This is a genomic window from Zobellia sp. OII3 (genome assembly GCF_002211465.1).
Lineage (GTDB): Bacteria > Bacteroidota > Bacteroidia > Flavobacteriales > Flavobacteriaceae > Zobellia > Zobellia galactanivorans.
In genome coordinates, this window is the sequence record NZ_MWRZ01000006.1 from 244,012 (window position 1) to 265,671 (window position 21,660).

Genomic DNA, 21,660 nt, shown 5'->3' on the forward strand with positions numbered 1-21,660 from the left:
GGGCTCGGTCAATTTGTTTTTACCTCTAGGCCGGTGAAGTAGAGCTTAAAGCTGCCGTCTTCGTTTTGGTGCATTTTTGCAATTTTTAGTCCGCCAACCTCACTGTAATCTTCCCAAGTGGTGGTCATTGAAGGTTCTGCCTGGTTGCCTTTTCTGAATACCCATTCTTTGATCAAGTAGTCGTCGCCAAAATAAAAGTCATAGGCGTCACCAGGGGTGTAACCGCCTTCTTGTTTGTAAACGACGGTCAATTTCTGCATACTTTCCTTGCTGATCGGGGCTTCGGCTTTAAGACTAAGCTCGTTGGTGCTTCCGTTTTTGTCCCATAAAATATTAATGGGGGCTATCAACCAGTATTTGTCGTTTATGAATCCGCCGTTGGTTTTATAGGCCGTACTGTCCATATCCTTTCGGTTATAGGTCAAGGTGTCGTTTGCCGATATGGCGGTTACTTGGTTAGTTTTGGGTTTCCATATCCAACTGCGCTCAAAGTGGGCGGTATCCCTGTCGACGTTAAAAGTGAATTTTAGCTCTTCGACTTTGTTCCAATTTTTATAGCCGTTGGCATAGGCTATTTTTTCAAGAACGGTCAGCTCTTTTTCGGGTGGGGAGGGCTCTGCCTTTTTGTTTTCTTTACAGCCGATAAAAAGGAAGGTGAATAAGATATATGCGGAAAGGTACTTTGCCATGACTCTGTTTTTGGTCAAAGATAATGGCTTTTGTACTAAGGGGGCGGACATACTTGAAAAATCATAGGAAGGCTCTTTTAAACAAGGGCAGGGTTAGAAGTGGGGGCCATCGTTAAATAGGGCGGTGGATGGTAATTTCCGCGATAATGTCCATACACTATTTTAGTACGGATAAATTGTTTAATTTTGAGTGGTATAAACAATCACAAATGAGTTCTAAAAAAGGAAAAGTTCAAGAAGCGATAGACGAGAAATTACTAGAAGAACGCAAAGTCTTCTTGTGGGGCATGGTAGATGATGATTCTGCCAAGCATGTCATAGACCGTTTATTGTATTTAGATATGCAGAATAATAAGGAGATACAATTGTTCATCAATAGTCCGGGCGGGTATGTTACCTCTGGCTTTGCCATGTACGATACCATAAAGTCGTTAAAGAGTCCCGTTTCAACTATTTGTACCGGTCTTGCGGCCTCTATGGGGTCTATTTTACTTTCTGTAGGAAAGAAAGGCCGTAGGTTTATTCAGCCTCACGCACAGGTGATGATACATCAGCCTAGTGGTGGAGCAAGAGGTCAGGCTTCCAATATAGAGATCCAGGCCAAGGAAATTATCAAAACTAAAGAACTAAGCGCTCGTATTCTTGCCGACAATTGCGGCCAAGACTATGAAAAGGTGTTGAAAGATTTTGATAGGGATTACTGGATGAACGCTGAAGAATCGGTAGCATACGGTATCGTAGACGGCATTTTAGAATAATCCTTCTTGAGTATCGAAAAGAAAAAAGTCCTTCGTAATTAAAAATTATGAAGGACTTTTTTTTGGATATATATAGACGCTTGCGCGGAATTTTCATAAGTATTTACGAAAGAAAGGCAAATCAAGGATTTTTTATTTACGTTAAAAAAATATTAAACTCAAATCTGAGGCCAGATGGTTTTGAATTCTGTTTAAATCGGTCGATACCGAAGGGCGCAAATGGCCAAGCGTAACAAAGTAGGAGTTTTCTGTGGACTAAGGTCCTGTATTTAGAGACTCTTATAGAATTTAGTACATTTACCACTTTCTCATTATCTGAAATTTATATGAAACAAAGTTCTAGGAACATTGCCATAATAGGCTCCGGTCTTGTTGGTTCGCTGTTGTCCATCTACCTCAAAAAAATGGGGCATACGATTACCGTTTTCGATAGGAGGCCCGATATACGTAATGTTGAATTTTCAGGACGATCCATTAATCTGGCGATGAGCAATCGGGGATGGCAGTCGTTACGGGAAGTCGGAATTGAAGATGAGATAAAGAAAATAGCCATACCCTTAGACAAACGGGCCATGCACGTTATCGGGAAGCCGATGTATTTTCAGAAGTACGGGAAGGACGGCGAGGCCATATGGTCTATTTCGCGAGGGGTGCTGAACCGAAAGATGATCGACTTGGCCGAAGAGGCAGGAGTGGAATTTCGTTTTAATGAGAAGGTCTGGAACGTAGACTTGCCCGAGGCTACCTTGTATACGGGAGAGTCGGAAAAAGGGGAGTGGAAAGCGTATAATTACGACATTATCTTCGGTTGTGATGGGGCATTCTCAAGGGTGCGCCACAAAATGCAACGCCGTAGCCGATTTGATTATTCGCAAGACTTTATTGATGTAGGTTATAAAGAGCTTTCGATTCCGGCCAATGAGGACGGAAGCCATAAACTGGACAAAAATTCATTTCATATTTGGCCTAGGGGCACTTTTATGCTGATCGCTATGCCGAATATTGACGGGAGCTTTACCTGTACCCTGTTTATGCCCTTTGAAGGGGAGGTGTCTTTTGAAAGTATTAAGACCAAGGAACAGGCCACGTCCTTTTTTAAGACCTATTTCCCGAATGTTCGAAAAGAGATAGAGAACCTGACCGGGGATTTCTTTAAAAACCCTACAAGCGCCATGGTAACGATCAAATGTTATCCTTGGACCTATTGGGACAAGGTAGCCTTGGTAGGTGATTCAGCGCACGCTATAGTGCCCTTTTATGGTCAAGGTATGAACGCCGGCTTTGAAGATATTTTTGCCTTGAAGCAGATTATCGAAAAACACGGTGATGACTGGGGAACTATTTTTGAAACCTACCAAAAGGAGCGTAAGCCCAATGCCGATGCCATAGCGGAACTGAGTTATCGCAATTTTATGGAAATGAGCAGCAAAACGGCCGATGCCAAATTTTTGTTGCAGAAAAAAATAGAGAAACGTTTTGCCGAATTGCATCCTGATAAATGGATACCGGCCTATTCGCGGGTTACTTTTTCAAATAAGCCCTACGCCGAGGCTTTGGCCATGGGCGATGCCCAAGAGGAAATTATGAAAGAGGTAATGCAAATGCCCGATATTGAAAGCCTGTGGGACAGTGACGAGGTCGAGCAAAAGATTTTGAGTCTGTTGTAGTTCCCTTGAACACAAAAAAAAAGCCATCATTTTTATGATGGCTTTTTTTGTATCGGTATAGTTCGACTATAATTTGGCGAACATTTTTTGCATTTTTTCAGCTTCTTCTTCAGCTAGAACAGGGTCTACCAAGATTCTTCCACTGTGTTCGTCGGTAATGATTTTCTTGCGTGAGGCAATTTCTACCTGTACCTGTGGAGGTATGGTAAAGAAAGATCCCCCTGAGGCACCTCTTTCGATCGGCACAACGGCCAAACCGTTCTTAACATTATGGCGAATACGTTTGTACGCCTTCACCAATCGCTCTTCTATTTCGTTTTGGAATTTTTCGGAATGCTCGATAAGTGCCTTTTCTTCTTTTTCGGTCTCTGCCAAAATAGCGTCAAGCTCACTTTTCTTGTGCTTCAAATGCGATTCACGCTCGGCCAAACGTTCCTTGGTTTCGGAAATAACTTCTTTCTTCTGCTCTATCTGTGCCTTGAACTCTTTAATGTTCTTTTCGGCAAGTTGAATTTCGAGTTCTTGAAACTCTAATTCTTTACTGATAGAGTTGAATTCCCTACTGTTACGAACGTTCTTTTGTTGTTCCGCGTATTTCTTTATAAGCGCTTTTGCCTCTTCTATGAGGTTCTTTTTGGCACCAATCTCAAAATTGATGGTCTCAATATCTGTCTTTAACTTGTCCAATCTCGTTTTTAGACCAAGAACGTCATCTTCCAAATCTTCTACTTCTAAAGGAAGTTCGCCACGTACGTTGCGTATTTCATCGACTCTTGAATCAATCAATTGCAAGTCGTACAATGCCCTTAACTTTTCCTCTACCGTTGCTTCTGATTTTTTTGCCATATACTTTATAAATACTTGATGGGATTGGTTTTACTTTCCGATAAACGGATTGCAAAATTAGGGATTTTTTTTGTAAGATAGTCAACTAAAAGGTTTTTTGTAAACTGCTCGCTTTCATAGTGTCCGATATCCGCGATCACTATTTTGTCTTCCGCTTTGTAAAACTCGTGGTATTTAATGTCTGCGGTGATCAAAATATCGGCGCCGGCAGCTTTGGCGGCATCGATGGCAAAGGCCCCACTGCCCCCCAGAACCGCAACGCGCCGAATTTCCCTTCCTAATAGTTTGGAATGCCGAATGCCTCCGGCCGACATCGTTTGCTTTACTTGTTTTAAAAAATCCAATTCCCCCATGGGCGAATCGAGTGTCCCTATCATGCCCATACCCAGGTTTTGGTCATTGTTCTCGAGCGTGCTTATCTCATAGGCCACTTCTTCATAGGGGTGGGTGGCAAACAAGGCTTTCATTATTTTAGATTGGTGTGCCTTTGAAAAGGTCACGTTCAGTTGGGTTTCTTCTTCATAATGGGTCTTGCCTATTTCTCCCAAGGTGGGCTTGGCATTTTCCCCGGCTTTATAGCTACCCAGTCCGTTGACATTAAAACTACAGTTGCTGTAATTCCCGATATTTCCTGCTCCGGCATTGAATATGGCTTCCCTAACGGCATCCGCATCTTTTAGGGGGACATAAGTCGTCAGTTTTTTAATGCTCCCCTTTTGGGGAATCAAGGCTTTGGTGTTTTTGATGCCCAAAACGTCACATATTTTTGCGTTGACCCCGTTCGGTACATTGTCCAAAGCAGTGTGCATGCTGTAAATGGCGATATCGTTTTTAATGGCCTTGATGACTACGCGTTCAACGTACGATTTGCCCGTAATCTTTTTTAATCCCCCAAAAATGATAGGGTGGAAGCTGACGATAAGGTTGCACTTCTTTTCGATGGCCTCGTCGATTACGTTTTCCATAGTGTCCAAGGTTACGAGAATACCCCTAACTTCGGAGGTGGAATCGCCTACCAAAAGGCCTACATTGTCAAAGCCTTCGGCATAGGGTAGAGGAGCTAGATCTTCGAGTATTTCGGTGACTTCTTTTACGGTCATGTCTATTTTTTATTAGGTCTAAAGATAAAATATTATATTTTCGCCTTTGTGCAACTACTTAGAAAAATATTGTTTCCCGTATCCTTGGTGTATGCCTTGGTGGTCTACCTCCGTAATTTTTTATATGATCAAGGGATTTTTAGTTCCAAGCGCTTTGAAACACCTACCATTTGCGTTGGAAACCTGAGTGCCGGCGGTACTGGAAAAACACCTATGGTAGAGCTGTTGGTCGCCCTATTGAAAGATCGACATAAAGTGGCGGTGTTGAGCAGGGGCTATCGTAGAAAATCAAAAGGCTTTGTTCTGGCCGATGCCCAGGCCACGGTAGAAACACTAGGGGATGAGCCCTATCAGATATTTTCAAAGTATACCGATCTGGCCTTGGCCGTAGATGCCGACCGACGCAATGGCATCACTATTTTGGAAGAGAAAATACGCCCCGATGTTATTCTCTTGGACGATGCCTATCAACACCGTAAGGTAAAGTGTGGGTTTTCGATACTCCTTACCTCTTTCGATAACCTTTATGTAGATGATTGGTATTTGCCTACGGGAAATTTGAGGGATAGTAAAAAGGAAGCGGGGCGGGCCCAAGTTATCGTAGTGACCAAATGTCCCCAAGATTTAAGTCTTGCGGCACAACAGGAGTTACAAAACAAGCTTCGCCCGAAAGCCCGCCAACGACTTGTATTCTCTTATCTGGCCTACGGAAACCGGCTCATAGGAAACGAGGGCAGTATAGGTTTCGAAGATTTGCGTGGGCAAAACGTTACATTGGTGACAGGTATTGCGAATCCGAAACCCTTACTGGTCTATTTGGAAAAAATGGGGGTGAAGTTCGAACACCTGAAGTTCAAGGATCATCATAGTTTTTCTGGAACCGAACTGGAAATGCTGAGACAAAAACAGTGTATCCTTACTACCGAAAAGGATTTTGTTCGCTTAAAGGATAAGGTCGACCAGCTTTATTTTATACCCGTACGGCATAAGTTCCTTGCGGATGGCGAGGCTGTGCTAAAGCAAAGTCTAGAAGAATTTATGTAATCGAATTCTTGAGTTCTTTTCGGTTGAAAATGTTCTCGCCGATTTTTTGGTAGAAGACCTCGGGTTTGAACGGTTTGGTAATTACGTCGTTACAGCCGGCCGCATAAAAACTCTCTAAACTATCGTCTAAAGAAATAGCCGTCAAGGCAATAATAGGCGTAACGATATCGAACTTGCGTATTTCAACGGTCGCTTCTTCACCGCCGATTCCGGGCATGTGGATATCCATTAAAATGGCGTCGTAATAATTTTCACGGGCCAAATCGATCGCTTCGGCACCATTGTTGGCAATGTCGCTCGTAATCTCTTTTTTGCTCAACATTTTTTTGGTGATGACCTGGTTGATCTTGTTGTCTTCAACAATTAAAATGTTCAAGCCCTTAAAGTCGTATTCCTGCTCGGTGATGGCAAATGGAATATCGTCAACCAAGCTTTCCTTGCTTTTCGCTTCCAGTTCAAAGAAGAAGGAGCTTCCCACACCGAGTTCACTTTGTAGTTGGATTTTACTTCCGAATAGGCCCAATAGGCTTTTTACGATGGTAAGGCCCAAACCGGTACCGCCGTATTCCCTGTTGATCTGTATGGATCCCTGTTCAAAGCCGTCAAAAATATTTTCCTGCTGCTCTTTGGCTATACCTATTCCCGTATCCTTAACCTCAAAGTAGAGGGTAATGTCTTCGTCGTTTTTCTTCAATAACTTGGCAATGACCCGTACCTCTCCGTTTTTTGTAAACTTAAGGGCGTTGCCTACGAGGTTCAAGAAAACCTGCGAAAGCTTCAAGGGGTCGCTTAGTATGTGGTAAGGTATCTCGGGATCGTAGTCGAGAATTAATTCGGTTTTGTTGTTCTGTGCGCTCTGTTTGAGCGAATCGATAACTTCTTGAAGTACCTTTTTTAGATTGAACTGTACGTTCAGGGGTTCCAGCTTATCGGCATCGATCTTGTTGATCTGAAGAATGTCGTTAATGAAATTCAACAAATAATCACCTGAAAACTTTAAGGCTTTTAGGTGTTCTTTTTGGTTCTTGCTCGGGTTTTCCTCCAAGAGTAAATGGGTAAGGCCCGTTACGGCATACAGCGGTGTTCTTAGTTCATGGCTTACGGTAGACAAGAAATTGGTCTTGGCTTCCATGGCCGTTACGGCGGCATCCCTTGCGGCCTTAAGTTCATTGTTCTTGGTCTGTAAGAGCTCGTTGGTCTTCAGTTTGATCTGGTTGTTCCTAAAAAGGGAAACGGCCAAAAGGGTAATGATCGTCAATAGGGCGGAGGTGAGTATGGCCGTAATGTCCGATTTGTTCTTTGATTCGTTCAGTTCTTCTATTTTGGCTTCTTGACGTTTTATCTCGTCGCTCATAAAATCGAACTGGATTTTTTCGGCAGTCTTAGCCTCGGTTTTCATTTTGGCAATATTGAAAAGCGAGTCGCGTATATGCAGTAAATTTTTGTTGTGCTCTAAAGATTTAGGGTATTGGGCCAGTTGCTCGTAAGTGTTGGTGAGCATTTCATTGGCTTCCCAAATTTCCTTGAAAAAATTATTTTTCTTGGCAAGCTTGAGGGCGTTCTCGGCATTTATGGCAGCTTCGTTAAACTTTTCCGTTTGAAAATGTAATTGTGCGAGGCCCAAATGTGCCCTGGTCGCCAGATAGTCACTTTCGTATATGTCCGTATTGACAATAAGTGAATTGAAATTCTTTGCCGCGCTATCGAATTTTTCCAGTTTTAGGTAGATATTACCTTCAGCGAGCAATATGTTATTGAAGAAGTTTCGGTCGTTGTTCAGTTGCTTGGCCTCATTGAGCATAAAAATGGCCTGAAAATTCTTGTCGTCGTGAAAGAGTAATATGGCTTCGATGTACTTTTGCATGGCATGGCCATAGGGGTATTCTATGTCTTTTAGCAGGGCTTTGGCCCTGTCCCAGTAAAAATACGTGGTCTCTTCCTTCTTTAGTTTGAGGTATACCAAGGCGAATTTATGGTAGCAGTCTACCAAGGCCTTTACGTCGGCATTGGCTTCTGCGACCTCTGCGGCCTTTTCAAGGGCTTCCAATGCCAGGTCGGTCTCGTCCCTGTTGCGATGGGCCCGGGCGGCTTCAAAATAAATGCGGACATCCTTGTTTTTTAAGTGAAGGGTGTCCTGTGAATGTCCGGTTTGGGCAGTCAGGATAAGGATGAATACCAGTAGTATTCGCGTGAGTTTTATATGTTGTAGGTTGAACCTCAAATGTATTTTTTTTGAACCAGTAATTGCATTAGGTCGACGAGCCTGCTACTATAGCCGGTTTCGTTATCGTACCAACCGATGATTTTAACCATTTTTCCAATCACCGAGGTCATCATAGAGTCAAACGTACAAGAGTGGTAACTATTGTTTATATCGATGGATACAATGGGGTCTTCGGTGTATAATAGTATGTTTTTGAGTTCTTTATGGGCTTTTTCCTTGAAAATAGAGTTTATTTCATCTATAGATGTTTCATTCTTAACATTAAAGGTGATATCGGTTAAAGAACCGTTGGGTACGGGTACCCGAATTCCGCATCCGCCGATAACCTCTGCCAAATGTGGAAAAATCTTGGTCAGGGCCTTTGCGGCACCTGTTGTTGTGGGAACGATCGATTGAGCGGCCGCCCTGGCCCTTCTCAGGTCGTGATGGGGCTGGTCGTGCAGGCTCTGGTCGGAGGTATACGAATGTATGGTGGTAATGTAGGCTTGCTCTATACCGCATAGCTCATCGATAATCTTGATCATCGGAGCGGCATTGTTGGTCGTGCAAGAGGCGTTCGAAATAATGGTATCCTCTTTGTTCAAGATGTCTTCGTTGATTCCCAAGACTACCATCTTGATATCCTCGTCCGCCGGGGGAGCCGATAAAATAACTTTTTTTGCGCCATTGGCCAGATGGGGCGCTAGACTTTCCTTGGTCTTAAACTTGCCCGTACACTCTACAACAAGGTCAACCTCATAATCTGACCACTGGATTTCGGCCGGACTTGTATGGTTGGTCAGGTTTATGCGGTTTCCGTTGACAAGGATTTGATTTTTTTCGTAGCCGACTTCGGCTCCAAAAACCCCGTGGATACTATCGTATTTCAATAAATGGGACAGTGTTCGCGCATCGGCCAAATCGTTAATGGCAACTACGTTTAAGTTGGGGTGGCCATCTAGCAGTCTAAATAGCGTACGGCCAATACGGCCAAATCCGTTTATGCCAATCTTGGTTTTTTTCATCTTAAAGGGACGGGCTTATCAATAATATGATCTACTTAACTCTGTGTTTTTTCTTTGGTATGCTTAGAACGGTAGCCGATTATCCCACAAAAACCTAGTTAATGTGTTTGTGTGCCTTGTACGAAGATCGTACCAGCGCCCCGCTTTCAACATGTCTGAATCCCATTTCCAAACCGATTTCTTCATACTTCTTGAACTGTTCCGGAAGAATAAATTCTTTAACGGGCAAATGTTTTTTCGAGGGTTGTAGGTATTGTCCAATGGTTACTACATCAACATTTGCATTTCTTAGGTCTTTCATGGTCTCTATGACCTCTTCTTCAAGTTCGCCCAAACCGAGCATTATTCCAGACTTTGTACGGTTTACGCCCTTGTCGTGTAAATAACGTAATACTTCTAAACTACGCTCGTACTTGGCTTGGATACGTACCTCACGTGTAAGTCGTTTTACGGTTTCCATATTATGCGATACCACTTCCGGACCTACGGCTACGATCCGATCTAGGTGTCTTTCTATTCCCTGAAAATCGGGAATTAGGGTCTCTAAAGTGGTTTCAGGGTTCATTCTGCGAATGGCCTTTACCGTTTCCGCCCAGATAATGGAGCCCATATCTTTGAGGTCATCCCTGTCTACGGAGGTGATTACGGCGTGTTTAATGCCCATAATCTTGATCGAACGGGCCACTTTTTCGGGTTCGGCCCAATCAACGGTGTCGGGTCGTCCCGTCTTTACACCACAAAAACCGCACGATCGGGTACAGACATTCCCTAATATCATAAAGGTAGCGGTGCCTTCTCCCCAACATTCGCCCATATTCGGACAACTGCCCGAAGTACAGATGGTATGTAGGTCGTACTTGTCGACCAGTCCCCTTAGCTGGGTGTATTTTTTGCCGGTCGGCAATTTCACTCTTAACCATTTGGGTTTTCCCTTGGGCGGATGTACATTGGTTATGGTTTCCGTACTCATAGCTTGTGCAATTTTATACAAATATACGATTTAGGCGTGCAGTAACATGCGGTCGCCAATGGTTTTTGATGGCATGCCATTATGGGGGCACCTAAGGTGCGATAGATCTTTAGGGGGAACGCTATTTTTTTTGAATGACCTCTGCCAATAGTTTTTTTGCGCGCAATAGCTTCACTTTTACGTTGTTTATGGGCTCATTGAGCTCTTTCGCAATGTCGGCATAGCTTAACTCTTTAAAATACCTTAGGTTGATGACCTCTTGATAGTGGGGCTTTAGTTTTTTGATGTGCAGTAAAAGACTGGCCAGGTTCTGTTCGCGGATCAATTGGTCTTCCGCCGATGGGGCGTCGTCAAGTACTTTCTTTACCACGTCTTGGTGGCCACCGGTCTCAAGGTTTTTTTTGCGCTTACGGATGAGGTCTACATGAATGTTCTTGGAAATGGCAATGAGCCATGTCTTGAATTCATAATCGGCATTGTAGGTGTTCAGTTTATCGAAGGCTTTTGAGAAGGTTTGAACGGTGATATCTTCGGCATCGTTCTCGTTCTCGGTGCGCTTCAGTTGAAAACCGTAGACTTCGTTCCAAAAGGTATCTAAAAGCGTGCTATAGGCTATTTGGCTACCCGCAAGAGCTTTTTTAATGGTAGTTTGGATATGGTCGCCGGCTCTTGCCAAAAGAATATAAGTTTGAGATAAAAGTTTATATGGAAGACTGAAGGTTTACATTGTCGTCTTTTCTACAATCTTGTTCGCTAGGAAGTTTTCCGCACATACCGCAGGCCTCCCCGTCTTTATTCAGGAAAGGACTCTGACTGGCACAAGTTCCGGCAAACTTGCCATCTTTTTTAGACCATATTTTGATGGCTATTCCTGCAAATGCCAAAGCCAATAACCCAATGGTCAATAATACAAGTTTCATATTAAGTTATTTTGGGGCAAAGATATAAAATTAAGCCCCGAAACGGAAGTTTCGGGGCTTAATGATATCTTAAATGTGATACGGTTTAATATGCGATGTTCGCAACAATGTTTTCAACCGTTGGACTTTGGTTACCTCCCTTTGGTTCTATGGTGATATAGCTAATGGCATCATCCGCATAGGGTAGGGCCAATAATTTCTCTTGGCTATTGGCTTCCTTGATAATGCCCAAGTTTACCATTTCCCCGTTTACCTCTGCCCACATCTGGTAACATTGGTTTTCAGGTAGGTGTGGCAATTTGCTTACGTTTATATAAGAAAGACGTTTTACGGGGTTGATATAGGCCACCGCTTTGAGTTCTTTTGCCTTTTTGTTCCCTTTGACCGTGTATTTTTTGGTCTCGGGGTTCTGAAGTACGATAAACTGGTTTCTTACGTCTTCAAGTTGGGCACGCATGGTCTCCTCTAAATCGTCGATCTTATTGTTAACGATGGTGTTTTCTTCTTGAAGGCTCTGGTTTTGGTCCCAGAAGAAATATGAGGCGCCCACCGATAGCAACACGGTGAAACTGGCCGCAATGGCCATTCGGTAAAAATTCCTTTTCATTCCCGTTTCCTTGCGAATACTTTTAAGGATACGGTCTTTCAATTGCTCAGGGGCCTTGACGGCATGCATCTTGGCATAGGTCTCTAAATTGTCCTGTAGTTCTTCATAGGTCTCCCTTACTTCGGGATACATTGAGATATAGCGTTCTACACGCAATGTTTCCTCTGTAGTGGTTGTGCCTAAAAGATAGCTCTCGAGTAAATCGGAGTCTAAAAATAATTTTATCTTTTCTTTCATGGTTTTAAGGTATCAAGTTAATCGATAACACCAACAGTAGGGTAGGGCCGTAAATTTTCTTGAGTTCCCTCAGACCGATCTTTAATCTCGATTTTATAGTTCCCAGCGGAATGTCAAGCTCATCACTTGCTTCCTGTTGTGTCATTCCTTGAAAAAACAAGGCGTCTAACACAATTTGGTATTTGGTCTCTATCTTTTCGAGATTCTCACGGACGTCCATAAACTCGGGTCGTGTACTGTTGACGCCTAAATTATATACGTCAGAAACATCGATTTGGATTTCTTTGTCGCTTTTTGTATTGACACTCCTTAATTTATCTATTGCAGTATTTCGTGTAATCCGGAATAACCATGTAAAAAGTTTCGCTTTTGAAGCGTCGTATGAGTCCGATTTTTTCCAGATTTTCACAAAACTTTCCTGTAAGACATCTTGGGCCAGTTCCTCGTCACGTACCACTTTATTGGCAACTCCCAATAGGGTGTCGCCATAATGTTCGTACAAGAGGGAAATCGCTTTATCGTTTCGTTCTCGCAGTAGTTCTACAATGTGCTTTTCAAGTAAAGTACTCATTTTTCTGTATGGGGCGAAAAAAAATCGACCTTATGGCATCCAATCCGATAGATTGTACCGTATATGGTTTGACGCTAATTTATAAAATAGATTTTTTATATCGCCGCGTTAATATTAATAATGTAAATGTGCACTTGGTAACTGCACATTTAATTTTTGGTTAGTTTGGTTTGGTATAGCCCCCGGAATTCTTTTTCGGGGGTTATTTTATGATATTGACTTCGGGTGAAATCCGTATTCCGAATCTATGGTCTACTTCTTCTATAATTTTATATGCCAAGTTTAAAATTTCGTCTCCGCTTGCATTTCCGTAGTTGACAAGAACCAATGCCTGGTTTTTATGGACACCGGCATCACCGAATTTTTTCCCCTTAAACCCACATTGCTCAATAAGCCATCCGGCAGGTATTTTATAGGCTTCTTCCGAAACCTTGTACGATGGGGCATCGGGGTGCTGCTGTGAAAATTTCCGATATGCTTCGGCACTGATTACCGGGTTTTTAAAAAAGCTGCCACTATTGCCCAAAACCTTTGGGTCTGGCAGTTTGCTTTGCCGTATGGCAATAACCGCATTTGAAATATCCTTTATCGTGGGGTCCGTAATCCCCTTTTTTTCAAGTTCGGCCTCGATTGCGCCATAAGATGTATTTTTTTTATGGTTGCGCTTTGTGAGCTCAAAGGTAACCGAAACAATAACGTACCGACCTTTGCCTTCATTTTTAAAAAAAGAATCGCGATAACCGAAGCGACACTCTTCTTTGGAAAAGGTTTTCAAGGTCTGTGTCTCAATATGCATGGCCTCGCACGAAACAAAAGTATCTTTCAGTTCTACACCGTAGGCCCCTATATTTTGAATGGGGGCGGTGCCTGTATTGCCCGGAATGAGCGACATGTTTTCGAGCCCCCCGTAATTCCGCTCAAGGGTGTACAGCACCATTTGGTGCCAGTTTTCACCGGCCATGACCTTTAACCTAACGGTATCGTCGTTTTCCGAAACAACCTCCTTTCCTTTGAGGTTGATGTGCAATACCAGGGCGTTCAGGTCGTTGGTGATAAGCATATTGCTTCCGCCGCTGAGGATGAATTTTTCAGGGTAGCCTTTTAGCTGAAGTGCCGATTTTAAATCGTTTAAACTATTGACTTCAACAAAAAACTTTGCCTTGGCATCAATGCCAAAGGTGTTATAGGTTTTAAGGGATATATCTTTATTGACTTCCATTAACCTATATAACTGGCTAGTCCTTCCTTTAGTATATGAACAGCTTTCTTTAAGTTTTCTTTGTCGAGAACGTAGGCAATTCTTATCTGGTTCTTTCCGTGGCCTTCAGACGCATAGAAGCCTGCAGCAGGGGCTACCATTACGGTTTCGTTGTCTAGTCGGAATTCCTCTAACAGCCATTGGGCAAAAGCATCGGAGTCGTCTATGGGCAATTCAACGATACAATAAAACGCCCCCTGGGGCACCCCTATTTTTACACCTTCTATTTTTTTCAATTCTTGGATCAGAAGGTCACGCCGGCCGACATATTCTTCCTTGACTTGGTCGAAGTAGCTCTGTGGCGTTTCCAAGGCCGCTTCACTGGCAATTTGGGCATAGGTCGGAGGCGATAGCCGGGCCTGGGCGAATTTCAGGGCGGTTTTTGTTAGGGTCTCGTTTTTTGATACCAAACAACCGATGCGGGCGCCGCACATGCTATATCTTTTACTGACCGAGTCAACGACAATGGCGTGGTTTTCGAGGCCTTCTTCCTGTAAAATGGAATAGTGTTCCTTGCCGTCATAGGTAAACTCCCTATAGACTTCATCGGCAATGAGGAAAAGGTCGTGTTTTTTGACGATTTCTGCCAATTTCTTAATTTCTTCCCTAGTGTACAGGTAGCCCGTAGGGTTGCCCGGATTGCATATAAGGATGGCCTTTGTGCGTGGGGTAATCAGTTTTTCGAACTCTTCGATAGGGGGAAGGGCGAAATTGGAGTCGATATGTGAAATAACAGGAACTACCTTGACCCCAACGGCCGTTGCAAAGCCATTGTAATTGGCGTAAAACGGTTCGGGAATGATAATTTCATCATCGTTGTCGGCAACGGTACTCATGGTAAAGGCCAAGGCCTCTGAACCGCCGGTGGTGACTATGATGTCTTTTGCGCTCACGTGGATGTCGTTTTTGGCGTAGTAGGCCGCAAGTTTTTCGCGATAGGTCTCCGAGCCTTCGGTACGGCTGTAGGCCAGTACTTCCAAAGTGTTGTTCTTTACTGCATCAAGGGCTACCTGTGGTGTTTTGATATCAGGTTGGCCGATGTTCAAGTGAATGACCTTGACCCCTTTTTTCTTTGCTTCTTCGGCATAGGGGACCAATTTTCTTATAGGGGACTCGGGCATCAATTGCCCTTTTTGTGATATTGAAGGCATGTTAATTACAATTTTGGCACAAAAATGAGGAAACCAAACGACAAAACCATGATTCATAGCGAATTCGTTTGTTTGTCTTTTGTTAAAAAAGAGGGGGTGCATCTATAAAAATCGTAAATTAAAGAGGTAAATATGAAAAAAGTTGAATGGCGTCCGAACTCATATCGTCCTCTTTTTGTTGCTGTTGTCCGCATTGGTGTCGACGGCCCAGGGCTTTAGTTTGCCCGAGGGAAAAAAGTTTGAAAAGCTAAAATTTCAACTGATCAACAATCTGATCATAGTGCCTATCGAGGTGAACGGTACCGAACTCTCGTTTTTGCTGGATTCCGGGGTGGGAACGCCTATATTGTTCAATATCTCGGAGCGTGATTCGGTGCAGATCAACAATGTTTCCGAAATTACCATAAAGGGGTTTGGCGATGACGTGCCCATAAAGGCCTTGGTCTCCCGGGAAAACGCCTTTCGTATAAAGTCTATTGTAAACCCCCGGCAAAGATTGTTCGTGGTCATGGACAAGAGCGTCAATTTTTCTACCTCCTTGGGTATTCCCGTACACGGTATAATCGGTTATGACCTGTTTCGTGATTTTGTTGTGGATATCAATTATACGAGCCAGACCATCCGTTTATATGATCCTGGGAAATACGTATACCGCAAAGGCAGAAAGTATGAGGCCTTGCCTTTGTATATCAACGCAAAAAAAGCTTATGTCAATAGTGGTCTATCGTTGAAGAACGGAGAGGAGTTTCCTGTCCGCTTGTTGCTCGATACCGGTAGTAGCGATGCGCTATGGTTGTTCGAGAGCGACACCATTAATGTGCCCGATAAGCATTATGACGATTTCTTGGGAAGGGGCCTTAACGGGAATATTTACGGGAAACGAACTAAGGTCGATGCTTTGACCATCGGTCGTTTTACCCTAAGTGATGCCAAGGCGGCTTTTCCCGATAAGGAATCCTTCCGCGAATTAAAAAACCTGACCGACCGCAACGGAAGCATCGGTGGGGCCGTACTCAAACGCTTTAACGTAATCTTCGACTATAGTAAAAACCGGATTACACTTAGAAAAAATTCCAATTTCGGCAAGCCCTTTCAGTATAACCTAAGTGGTCTAGACCTGCAGCACGATGGTATTCGGTACATAGCCGAGAGCATTTCCGATTCCCGAGGGGTGGTGCATGATGCTAAAAAGGAATTTGGTAACGTGCAGATACTGTTTGAGGAGCAGACCCGATTGAGCGTAGTTCCTGAAATTGTGGTATCGGCTATCAGGGCGGGTAGTCCTGCCCATGAAGCGGGATTGAAAGAGGGGGATGTAATTTTGGCGGTAAACGGAAAAAAGGTCCACCGTTATAAACTACAGGATATTTTGGAAATGGTCAATGAACGCGAAGGGAAGCGTGTAAAACTGCTTATAGAACGTTACAATTCCGATTTGATCTTCTCCTTTGTGCTGAAAAATATGCTCAAATAAAAAACCCTGCCTTTTAGAGCAGGGTTTTTAGCAATATTATTTTCGAGGTTTGTTTGCCTTCCTAGGCTTTAACTTCACCTTTTATCTTAAGAACCTTTGTAGGTGTATCGGCATTCGATATTACGGTAATGGCCTTTCTGATCGGGCCGACACGATTGGTGTCATATTTTACCTGGATCTCACCGGTCTTACCTGGTAAAATCGGGTCTTCAGGTTTCTTTGGGATAGTACATCCGCAACTAGAGCTAACTTTGCTTATGATAAGCGGTGCCTCGCCCGTGTTCGTAAATTCAAATACGCGAACGCCGTCGGCGCCTTTTTGTATTTCACCGTAATCTACGGTCTCTGATTTGAATTCGATTTTTGCTGATTTGTCTTGTGCCGTAAGGGTAAAACCCATTAGCCCAACAAATAATACAAGTACTAGTTTTTTCATTTTGTTAAATTTAGGGAATCTCAAAAATAAATCTTTTCAGATGAACCTCCAAAATTCTTTTGTTATCTCTTAACGTTACTTATTTTTGTTTCGTATTTAAAACGCGGCAAAATTGCCATAATTTATTAACAATGTAACTTCATGTTTCGGTCTTTATTGTGATGACCGACATACTCTAGTCAAAAACCGTTCCAAAAATATGGATATCCCTTCTAAATATGACCCCCAAAAAGCTGAAAACCATTGGTATGATTACTGGATGCAGCATGATTTCTTTTCTTCCACTCCAGATGAAAGGGAGCCTTACACCATTGTAATTCCTCCGCCAAACGTAACCGGAGTACTTCATATGGGGCATATGTTGAACAATACCATTCAAGATGTATTGATCAGAAGGGCCCGTTTAATGGGGAAAAATGCATGTTGGGTGCCGGGAATGGACCACGCCTCCATTGCTACGGAGGCTAAAGTTGTTGCAAAATTGAAGTCCGAAGGCATCGATAAGGCCGATTTAAGCCGCGAAGAATTCCTAAAGCACGCTTGGGATTGGACGGACGAATACGGTGGGGTTATTTTAGACCAGCTGAAAAAATTAGGGGCATCCTGCGATTGGAAACGTACCAAGTTTACCATGGACGACGATATGTATAAATCGGTCATCAAGGTTTTTGTCGATTTGTTCAACAAAGGATTGATATATAGGGGCTACCGTATGGTCAACTGGGATCCCGAGGCTCAGACCACACTCTCCGATGAAGAGGTGATCTATGAAGAAAAGCAAGGCCTTCTTTACTATCTTTCATATCCCATAGAAGGGTCCGACGAGCGGGTAACCATTGCTACTACGCGACCTGAGACTATTTTGGGTGATACGGCCATTTGTATCAATCCCAATGATGAGCGCTACCGACATTTGAAAGGGAAGAAAGCCATAGTGCCCATTTCGGGTAGGGTAATCCCCATTATAGAAGACGAATACGTAGATATCGAGTTCGGTACCGGCTGTTTAAAGATTACCCCGGCACACGATGTGAACGATAAGGCCTTGGGTGAAAAACACCACCTTGAAACCATCGATATCTTCAACGCCGATGCTACATTGAATTCTTTTGGACTTCATTATGAAGGAAAGGATCGCTTTGTGGTCCGTAAGGAAATAACCAAAGAGCTTGAAGAAAAGGGCTTTTTGGTCAAAAAGGAGAACTACGTCAATAAAGTAGGGACGTCGGAACGGACCAAGGCGGTTATAGAGCCAAGGTTGAGCGATCAGTGGTTCTTGAAAATGGAAGATTTGGTCAAACCTGCAATTAAGGCGGTACTTGAAACCGAGGAGGTGAAATTCTTCCCTAAAAAATTCGAGAATACCTATCGCCATTGGATGGAAAACATCCGCGACTGGAATATTTCACGCCAGTTATGGTGGGGACAACAGATACCCGCTTATTATTTCGGTGATGGTCAAGAAGATTTTGTCGTGGCCGAAACGGTTGAAGATGCCTTGAAATTGGCCAAGGAAAAGTCAGGTAACGCCAATTTGACAGTAGGCGACCTTAAACAAGACGAAGATGCCCTAGATACTTGGTTTTCATCTTGGTTGTGGCCTATTAGTGTCTTTAACGGTATTTTGGAGCCCGAAAACGAGGAGGTGAACTACTACTATCCTACCAACGACCTGGTCACGGGGCCGGATATTATTTTCTTTTGGGTGGCCCGAATGATTATTTCCGGGTATGAGTACCGTGATGAACGTCCTTTCCAAAATGTGTATTTCACAGGCTTGGTACGCGATAAGCAACGTAGAAAAATGTCTAAGTCGCTAGGGAATTCGCCCGATGCGCTTAAATTGATAGAAGATTACGGGGCAGATGGTGTTCGTGTCGGACTTTTATTGAGTTCTGCCGCGGGGAACGATTTGATGTTCGATGAAGATCTATGCCAACAAGGAAAGAACTTTGCCAATAAGATATGGAACGGTTTCCGATTGTTGAAAGGTTGGGAAATAGCCGATCTGCCACAACCGGAAGCGTCAAGATTGGGTATTGAATGGTACAAGGCCAAATTCAATAAAACCTTGCTTGAGATTGAAGATCATTTTAGCAAGTATCGTATCTCAGATGCCCTAATGGCAATTTATAAATTGGTTTGGGATGACTATAGTTCGTGGTTGTTGGAAATTATAAAACCCGATTACCAGAAGCCTATTGATAGAGTCACCTATGAGGCGGTCATCGATTTGTTTGAACAGAACCTTAAATTGTTACATCCATTTATGCCTTTCTTGACCGAAGAGGTTTGGCAACACATTACGGAACGTAAGCCTGAAGAGGCCTTAGTGGTGGCACAATGGCCGAAGATGGAGAAAGTGGATGAAGCTCTTATTGAAAGCTTTGAAACTGCTGCGGAAGTGGTCTCTGGGGTTCGAAATATCCGTAAGGAAAAGAATATTCCAATGAAAGAGCACTTGGAGCTTTTGGTGCTCAACGAGGGCGGTTTGGCCAAAACATGGGATGTGGTCATAGAGAAATTGACCAATGTTTCGGAAGTCTCTTATGTCGATGCTACCGTAGACGGCGCGTTGTCGTTCCGTGTAAAGAACAATGAGTACTTTGTGCCGATGAGCGGCGCTATCGATGTTGAGGCCGAAATCAAAAAGATTGAAGAGGAGTTGAAATACACCAAGGGCTTCTTGTTGTCGGTTCAAAAGAAACTTTCAAATGAGCGTTTTGTAAACAATGCACCCGAGAAAGTCATTGCTATAGAACGCCAAAAGCAGGCCGATGCCGAGGCTAAGATAGAAACCTTGGAAAAAAGTCTGGCCAGTTTAGGCTAGTCCTTTTTATAATATAAGTGCGGTCGGATATCCTTATTTGAAGGATGTCCGGCCGTTTTGTTTTTCGGTTATCTTGGGTGTTGCAATAACCGTTGGTTATTCAGGGCGCAGGGTGATTTTGGTTTCTTTTGGGGCATTGTACCTGTACTCAGTGAATTATGAATGTTATTTTATTATGGTTAATAAATGGGAAATGAATTTAGATTCACTTTAATTGCTATATTAGTAATGTGAGAGTAAGGGACGATACCAAGATCAATACCATTTTTGAGGCAACGACCGCATTGACCTCAGAAGTGGGGCTGAACCGGCTCACGATGTCATCTATTGCCCAAAGGGCCAAAATGGCCTGCGGAACCCTTTATATTTACTTCGATAGTAAAGAGCGGTTGCTGAACGAGCTGTATATGCACCTATTTGTCGGTAGCACCCTTTCCATACTTCCTTCTATTGGGCATTTGCCTTTAAAAAAGCAACTTTCCATCATCTGGGCAAAGGTGCTGTGGTTTCGTGTAACCAATAGTTCAGAGGTGATATTCATGCACCAGTTTCGGTATTCTGTCTATGCTTCCGAAGAAACCCATAAGCTTGACGACCAATTTGTGGGCTTTATCAAAAACTTATTGGGGCAGGGAAAGGAGGAGTTGATCATTAAGAACATTGACAGTGACTTGATCATTCCCTTGTTTTACGGTTATGCCAATAATCTGGCCAGGCAAATGGCTATGGATGAGGTAGAAATTACGGATGCGATTATCGACCAAACCTTCCACTTGTGTTGGGATGCCATAAAATCATGATATTTTAACATTCATAAATGAATTTGTATTCATTTATAACCGTATATTGTATCGTCTTAACAGTTGATTGGCATCGAAAATTAGTTTGTAATAGCTCCATATTCTTACTGGAATACATTTATTTGAGATTCGTCTGATCTGCTTAAGTCATTGGAGGCCCCATTTGTCATAAGTTCTGTGTTCCCCCACTTTATGGCTTTAGGGGTCCTTCTTTTACGACTTCCTTCCCAATTTTTGTCCCTTATCCATTAAAAATTCATTTTTCGTGTCTATATTTAGGTAAAACCTTGATATTATGAAAAATACCTTATTGCTAGTAGCTTTGTTCTCAGTGTGCTTTGCCAAATCGCAAGATAAAAGTAGTGAAGTTCTTCCTTCTGAAATACAGATCAAAACGGCGACCTTGCCCGCTCCCGAAGCGGATAAGGATGGGGCCATGGTGTATGGGTATGATAGTTCGGGAAATCTGACGGTATTGAGGGAAGGTACCAATAATTTGGTTTGCATAGGAGACGATCCTGCGAAAGAGGGGATAAGCGTAGCTTGTTATTCAAAGGCCTTGGAACCTTTTATGAAACGCGGTAGGGAGCTTACCGCCGAAGGGAAGAACACTAAGGAGAAAAGAGAGATTCAAGGTGCCGAGGTTGCGGCGGGGAAATGGCAGATGCCCCTTGTGCCCAGTATGCTCTATATTTATTACGGGAGCGACGAAGCCTACGATAAGAAAACCGGAGAATTGGCAGACGGACAGTTTCGTTATGTAATTTATACCCCTTTTGCTACAGTAGAATCTACAGGTTTGCCTTCAAAACCCCATGCGAAGGGTATGCCTTGGCTTATGGATCCCGGTACTTTTCGGGCGCATATAATGGTAGGCCCTTTTAATTGAACCGCGTTCTGTTGATGTGTAAATTGTTTTAAATGGAAGTGATTTAAACTTTTTTTGGATCGAAAGATAGGGCTACGGACATTTGTGTTACCACACGCAAATACCATAGCCCATGTACAAAGTACTTGACAAAGATACCATAGAATTGGAGATAGTCCCACATATACCTTTACCGAAAAGGGGTT

Annotated in this window: 20 protein-coding genes; 7 read left to right on the top strand and 13 right to left on the bottom strand. The window is 43.2% G+C overall.

Annotated features, from left to right (window positions below; translation table 11 throughout):
* Positions 1–8: 8 nt before the first annotated feature.
* Entirely contained in the window at positions 9–689 is a 681-nt protein-coding gene (locus B4Q04_RS16445) for a hypothetical protein (RefSeq protein WP_046287727.1), read from the bottom strand.
* Positions 690–898: 209 nt separating this feature from the next.
* On the opposite strand from B4Q04_RS16445, the gene B4Q04_RS16450 reads away from it, so the two are divergent.
* On the top strand, positions 899–1,447 hold the full coding sequence (locus B4Q04_RS16450; protein WP_046287315.1) for a ClpP family protease: 549 nt from the start codon (positions 899–901) through the stop codon (positions 1,445–1,447).
* Positions 1,448–1,773: 326 nt separating this feature from the next.
* The gene (locus tag B4Q04_RS16455) at positions 1,774–3,114 is read left to right on the top strand and encodes an FAD-dependent oxidoreductase (protein ID WP_013992095.1); all 1,341 of its coding nucleotides are present in this window, start codon (positions 1,774–1,776) and stop codon (positions 3,112–3,114) included.
* A 66-nt stretch (positions 3,115–3,180) separates the two neighbouring features.
* On the opposite strand, the gene B4Q04_RS16460 is transcribed toward B4Q04_RS16455, so the two are convergent.
* On the bottom strand, positions 3,181–3,960 hold the full coding sequence (locus B4Q04_RS16460; protein ID WP_088697455.1) for a zinc ribbon domain-containing protein: 780 nt from the start codon (positions 3,958–3,960) through the stop codon (positions 3,181–3,183).
* 5 nt (positions 3,961–3,965) lie between these two features.
* The gene (locus B4Q04_RS16465; RefSeq protein ID WP_088697456.1) at positions 3,966–5,060 is read right to left on the bottom strand and encodes a Nif3-like dinuclear metal center hexameric protein; all 1,095 of its coding nucleotides are present in this window, start codon (positions 5,058–5,060) and stop codon (positions 3,966–3,968) included.
* Between the two features lie 48 nt (positions 5,061–5,108).
* On the opposite strand from B4Q04_RS16465, the gene lpxK reads away from it, so the two are divergent.
* The gene (gene lpxK, locus B4Q04_RS16470) at positions 5,109–6,104 is read left to right on the top strand and encodes a tetraacyldisaccharide 4'-kinase (RefSeq protein ID WP_088697457.1); all 996 of its coding nucleotides are present in this window, start codon (positions 5,109–5,111) and stop codon (positions 6,102–6,104) included.
* On the opposite strand, the gene B4Q04_RS16475 is transcribed toward lpxK, so the two are convergent.
* From B4Q04_RS16475 to B4Q04_RS16515, 9 genes are all read right to left on the bottom strand, one after another.
* Positions 6,097–8,325: an ATP-binding protein gene (locus B4Q04_RS16475; RefSeq protein WP_013992091.1), complete on the bottom strand. Its 2,229-nt coding sequence runs from the start codon at positions 8,323–8,325 to the stop codon at positions 6,097–6,099. The genes lpxK and B4Q04_RS16475 overlap by 8 nt on opposite strands.
* Positions 8,322–9,332 (bottom strand): type I glyceraldehyde-3-phosphate dehydrogenase, encoded by a 1,011-nt coding sequence (gene gap, locus B4Q04_RS16480; protein ID WP_088697458.1) that lies wholly within the window; start codon positions 9,330–9,332, stop codon positions 8,322–8,324. The genes B4Q04_RS16475 and gap overlap by 4 nt, the downstream gene beginning before the upstream one ends.
* Positions 9,333–9,426: 94 nt before the next feature.
* Complete coding sequence (gene lipA, locus B4Q04_RS16485) at positions 9,427–10,302, bottom strand: lipoyl synthase (RefSeq protein WP_013992089.1); 876 nt, start codon at positions 10,300–10,302, stop codon at positions 9,427–9,429.
* Between the two features lie 121 nt (positions 10,303–10,423).
* Positions 10,424–10,978, bottom strand: coding sequence for an RNA polymerase sigma factor (locus B4Q04_RS16490; protein WP_013992088.1), 555 nt, complete (start codon positions 10,976–10,978; stop codon positions 10,424–10,426).
* A 25-nt stretch (positions 10,979–11,003) separates the two neighbouring features.
* A complete protein-coding gene (locus B4Q04_RS16495; RefSeq protein ID WP_013992087.1) occupies positions 11,004–11,222 on the bottom strand; it encodes a hypothetical protein in 219 nt (72 codons plus the stop codon).
* Positions 11,223–11,307: 85 nt separating this feature from the next.
* On the bottom strand, positions 11,308–12,066 hold the full coding sequence (locus B4Q04_RS16500; RefSeq protein WP_013992086.1) for an anti-sigma factor: 759 nt from the start codon (positions 12,064–12,066) through the stop codon (positions 11,308–11,310).
* Positions 12,067–12,070: 4 nt separating this feature from the next.
* Positions 12,071–12,637 (bottom strand): RNA polymerase sigma factor, encoded by a 567-nt coding sequence (locus B4Q04_RS16505; RefSeq protein ID WP_013992085.1) that lies wholly within the window; start codon positions 12,635–12,637, stop codon positions 12,071–12,073.
* A gap of 202 nt (positions 12,638–12,839) precedes the next feature.
* Entirely contained in the window at positions 12,840–13,856 is a 1,017-nt protein-coding gene (murB, locus tag B4Q04_RS16510; protein ID WP_088697459.1) for a UDP-N-acetylmuramate dehydrogenase, read from the bottom strand.
* Entirely contained in the window at positions 13,856–15,046 is a 1,191-nt protein-coding gene (locus B4Q04_RS16515) for a pyridoxal phosphate-dependent aminotransferase (RefSeq protein WP_046287726.1), read from the bottom strand. The genes murB and B4Q04_RS16515 overlap by 1 nt, the downstream gene beginning before the upstream one ends.
* 142 nt (positions 15,047–15,188) lie before the next feature.
* Here B4Q04_RS16515 and B4Q04_RS16520 point away from each other — a divergent pair, with 142 nt between their 5' ends.
* Positions 15,189–16,520 carry a PDZ domain-containing protein gene (locus tag B4Q04_RS16520; RefSeq protein ID WP_013992082.1) on the top strand — a complete coding sequence of 444 codons (1,332 nt, stop codon included), beginning with the start codon at positions 15,189–15,191 and terminating at the stop codon, positions 16,518–16,520.
* Between the two features lie 61 nt (positions 16,521–16,581).
* Here B4Q04_RS16520 and B4Q04_RS16525 read toward each other — a convergent pair whose 3' ends face one another.
* A complete protein-coding gene (locus tag B4Q04_RS16525; protein ID WP_013992081.1) occupies positions 16,582–16,956 on the bottom strand; it encodes a DUF1573 domain-containing protein in 375 nt (124 codons plus the stop codon).
* Positions 16,957–17,155: 199 nt separating this feature from the next.
* On the opposite strand from B4Q04_RS16525, the gene B4Q04_RS16530 reads away from it, so the two are divergent.
* From B4Q04_RS16530 to B4Q04_RS16540, 3 genes are all read left to right on the top strand, one after another.
* Entirely contained in the window at positions 17,156–19,786 is a 2,631-nt protein-coding gene (locus B4Q04_RS16530) for a valine--tRNA ligase (protein WP_088697460.1), read from the top strand.
* Positions 19,787–20,016: 230 nt separating this feature from the next.
* Positions 20,017–20,586 carry a TetR/AcrR family transcriptional regulator gene (locus tag B4Q04_RS16535; protein ID WP_013992079.1) on the top strand — a complete coding sequence of 190 codons (570 nt, stop codon included), beginning with the start codon at positions 20,017–20,019 and terminating at the stop codon, positions 20,584–20,586.
* Positions 20,587–20,881: 295 nt separating this feature from the next.
* Positions 20,882–21,475, top strand: a complete 594-nt coding sequence (locus B4Q04_RS16540) for a hypothetical protein (protein WP_013992078.1) — start codon at positions 20,882–20,884, stop codon at positions 21,473–21,475.
* Positions 21,476–21,660: the final 185 nt, after the last annotated feature.

Excerpts from the sequence above, each read along its gene's own strand:
- B4Q04_RS16445 (WP_046287727.1), bottom strand. The coding sequence starts at position 689 with ATGGCAAAGTACCTTTCCGCATATATCTTATTCACCTTCCTTTTTATC.
- B4Q04_RS16450 (WP_046287315.1), top strand. The coding sequence starts at position 899 with ATGAGTTCTAAAAAAGGAAAAGTTCAAGAAGCGATAGACGAGAAATTA.
- B4Q04_RS16455 (WP_013992095.1), top strand. The coding sequence starts at position 1,774 with ATGAAACAAAGTTCTAGGAACATTGCCATAATAGGCTCCGGTCTTGTT.
- B4Q04_RS16460 (WP_088697455.1), bottom strand. The coding sequence starts at position 3,960 with ATGGCAAAAAAATCAGAAGCAACGGTAGAGGAAAAGTTAAGGGCATTG.
- B4Q04_RS16465 (WP_088697456.1), bottom strand. The coding sequence starts at position 5,060 with ATGACCGTAAAAGAAGTCACCGAAATACTCGAAGATCTAGCTCCTCTA.
- gap (WP_088697458.1), bottom strand. The coding sequence starts at position 9,332 with ATGAAAAAAACCAAGATTGGCATAAACGGATTTGGCCGTATTGGCCGT.
- lipA (WP_013992089.1), bottom strand. The coding sequence starts at position 10,302 with ATGAGTACGGAAACCATAACCAATGTACATCCGCCCAAGGGAAAACCC.
- B4Q04_RS16495 (WP_013992087.1), bottom strand. The coding sequence starts at position 11,222 with ATGAAACTTGTATTATTGACCATTGGGTTATTGGCTTTGGCATTTGCA.
- B4Q04_RS16500 (WP_013992086.1), bottom strand. The coding sequence starts at position 12,066 with ATGAAAGAAAAGATAAAATTATTTTTAGACTCCGATTTACTCGAGAGC.
- B4Q04_RS16505 (WP_013992085.1), bottom strand. The coding sequence starts at position 12,637 with ATGAGTACTTTACTTGAAAAGCACATTGTAGAACTACTGCGAGAACGA.
- murB (WP_088697459.1), bottom strand. The coding sequence starts at position 13,856 with ATGGAAGTCAATAAAGATATATCCCTTAAAACCTATAACACCTTTGGC.
- B4Q04_RS16515 (WP_046287726.1), bottom strand. The coding sequence starts at position 15,046 with ATGCCTTCAATATCACAAAAAGGGCAATTGATGCCCGAGTCCCCTATA.
- B4Q04_RS16525 (WP_013992081.1), bottom strand. The coding sequence starts at position 16,956 with ATGAAAAAACTAGTACTTGTATTATTTGTTGGGCTAATGGGTTTTACC.
- B4Q04_RS16530 (WP_088697460.1), top strand. The coding sequence starts at position 17,156 with ATGGATATCCCTTCTAAATATGACCCCCAAAAAGCTGAAAACCATTGG.
- B4Q04_RS16540 (WP_013992078.1), top strand. The coding sequence starts at position 20,882 with ATGAAAAATACCTTATTGCTAGTAGCTTTGTTCTCAGTGTGCTTTGCC.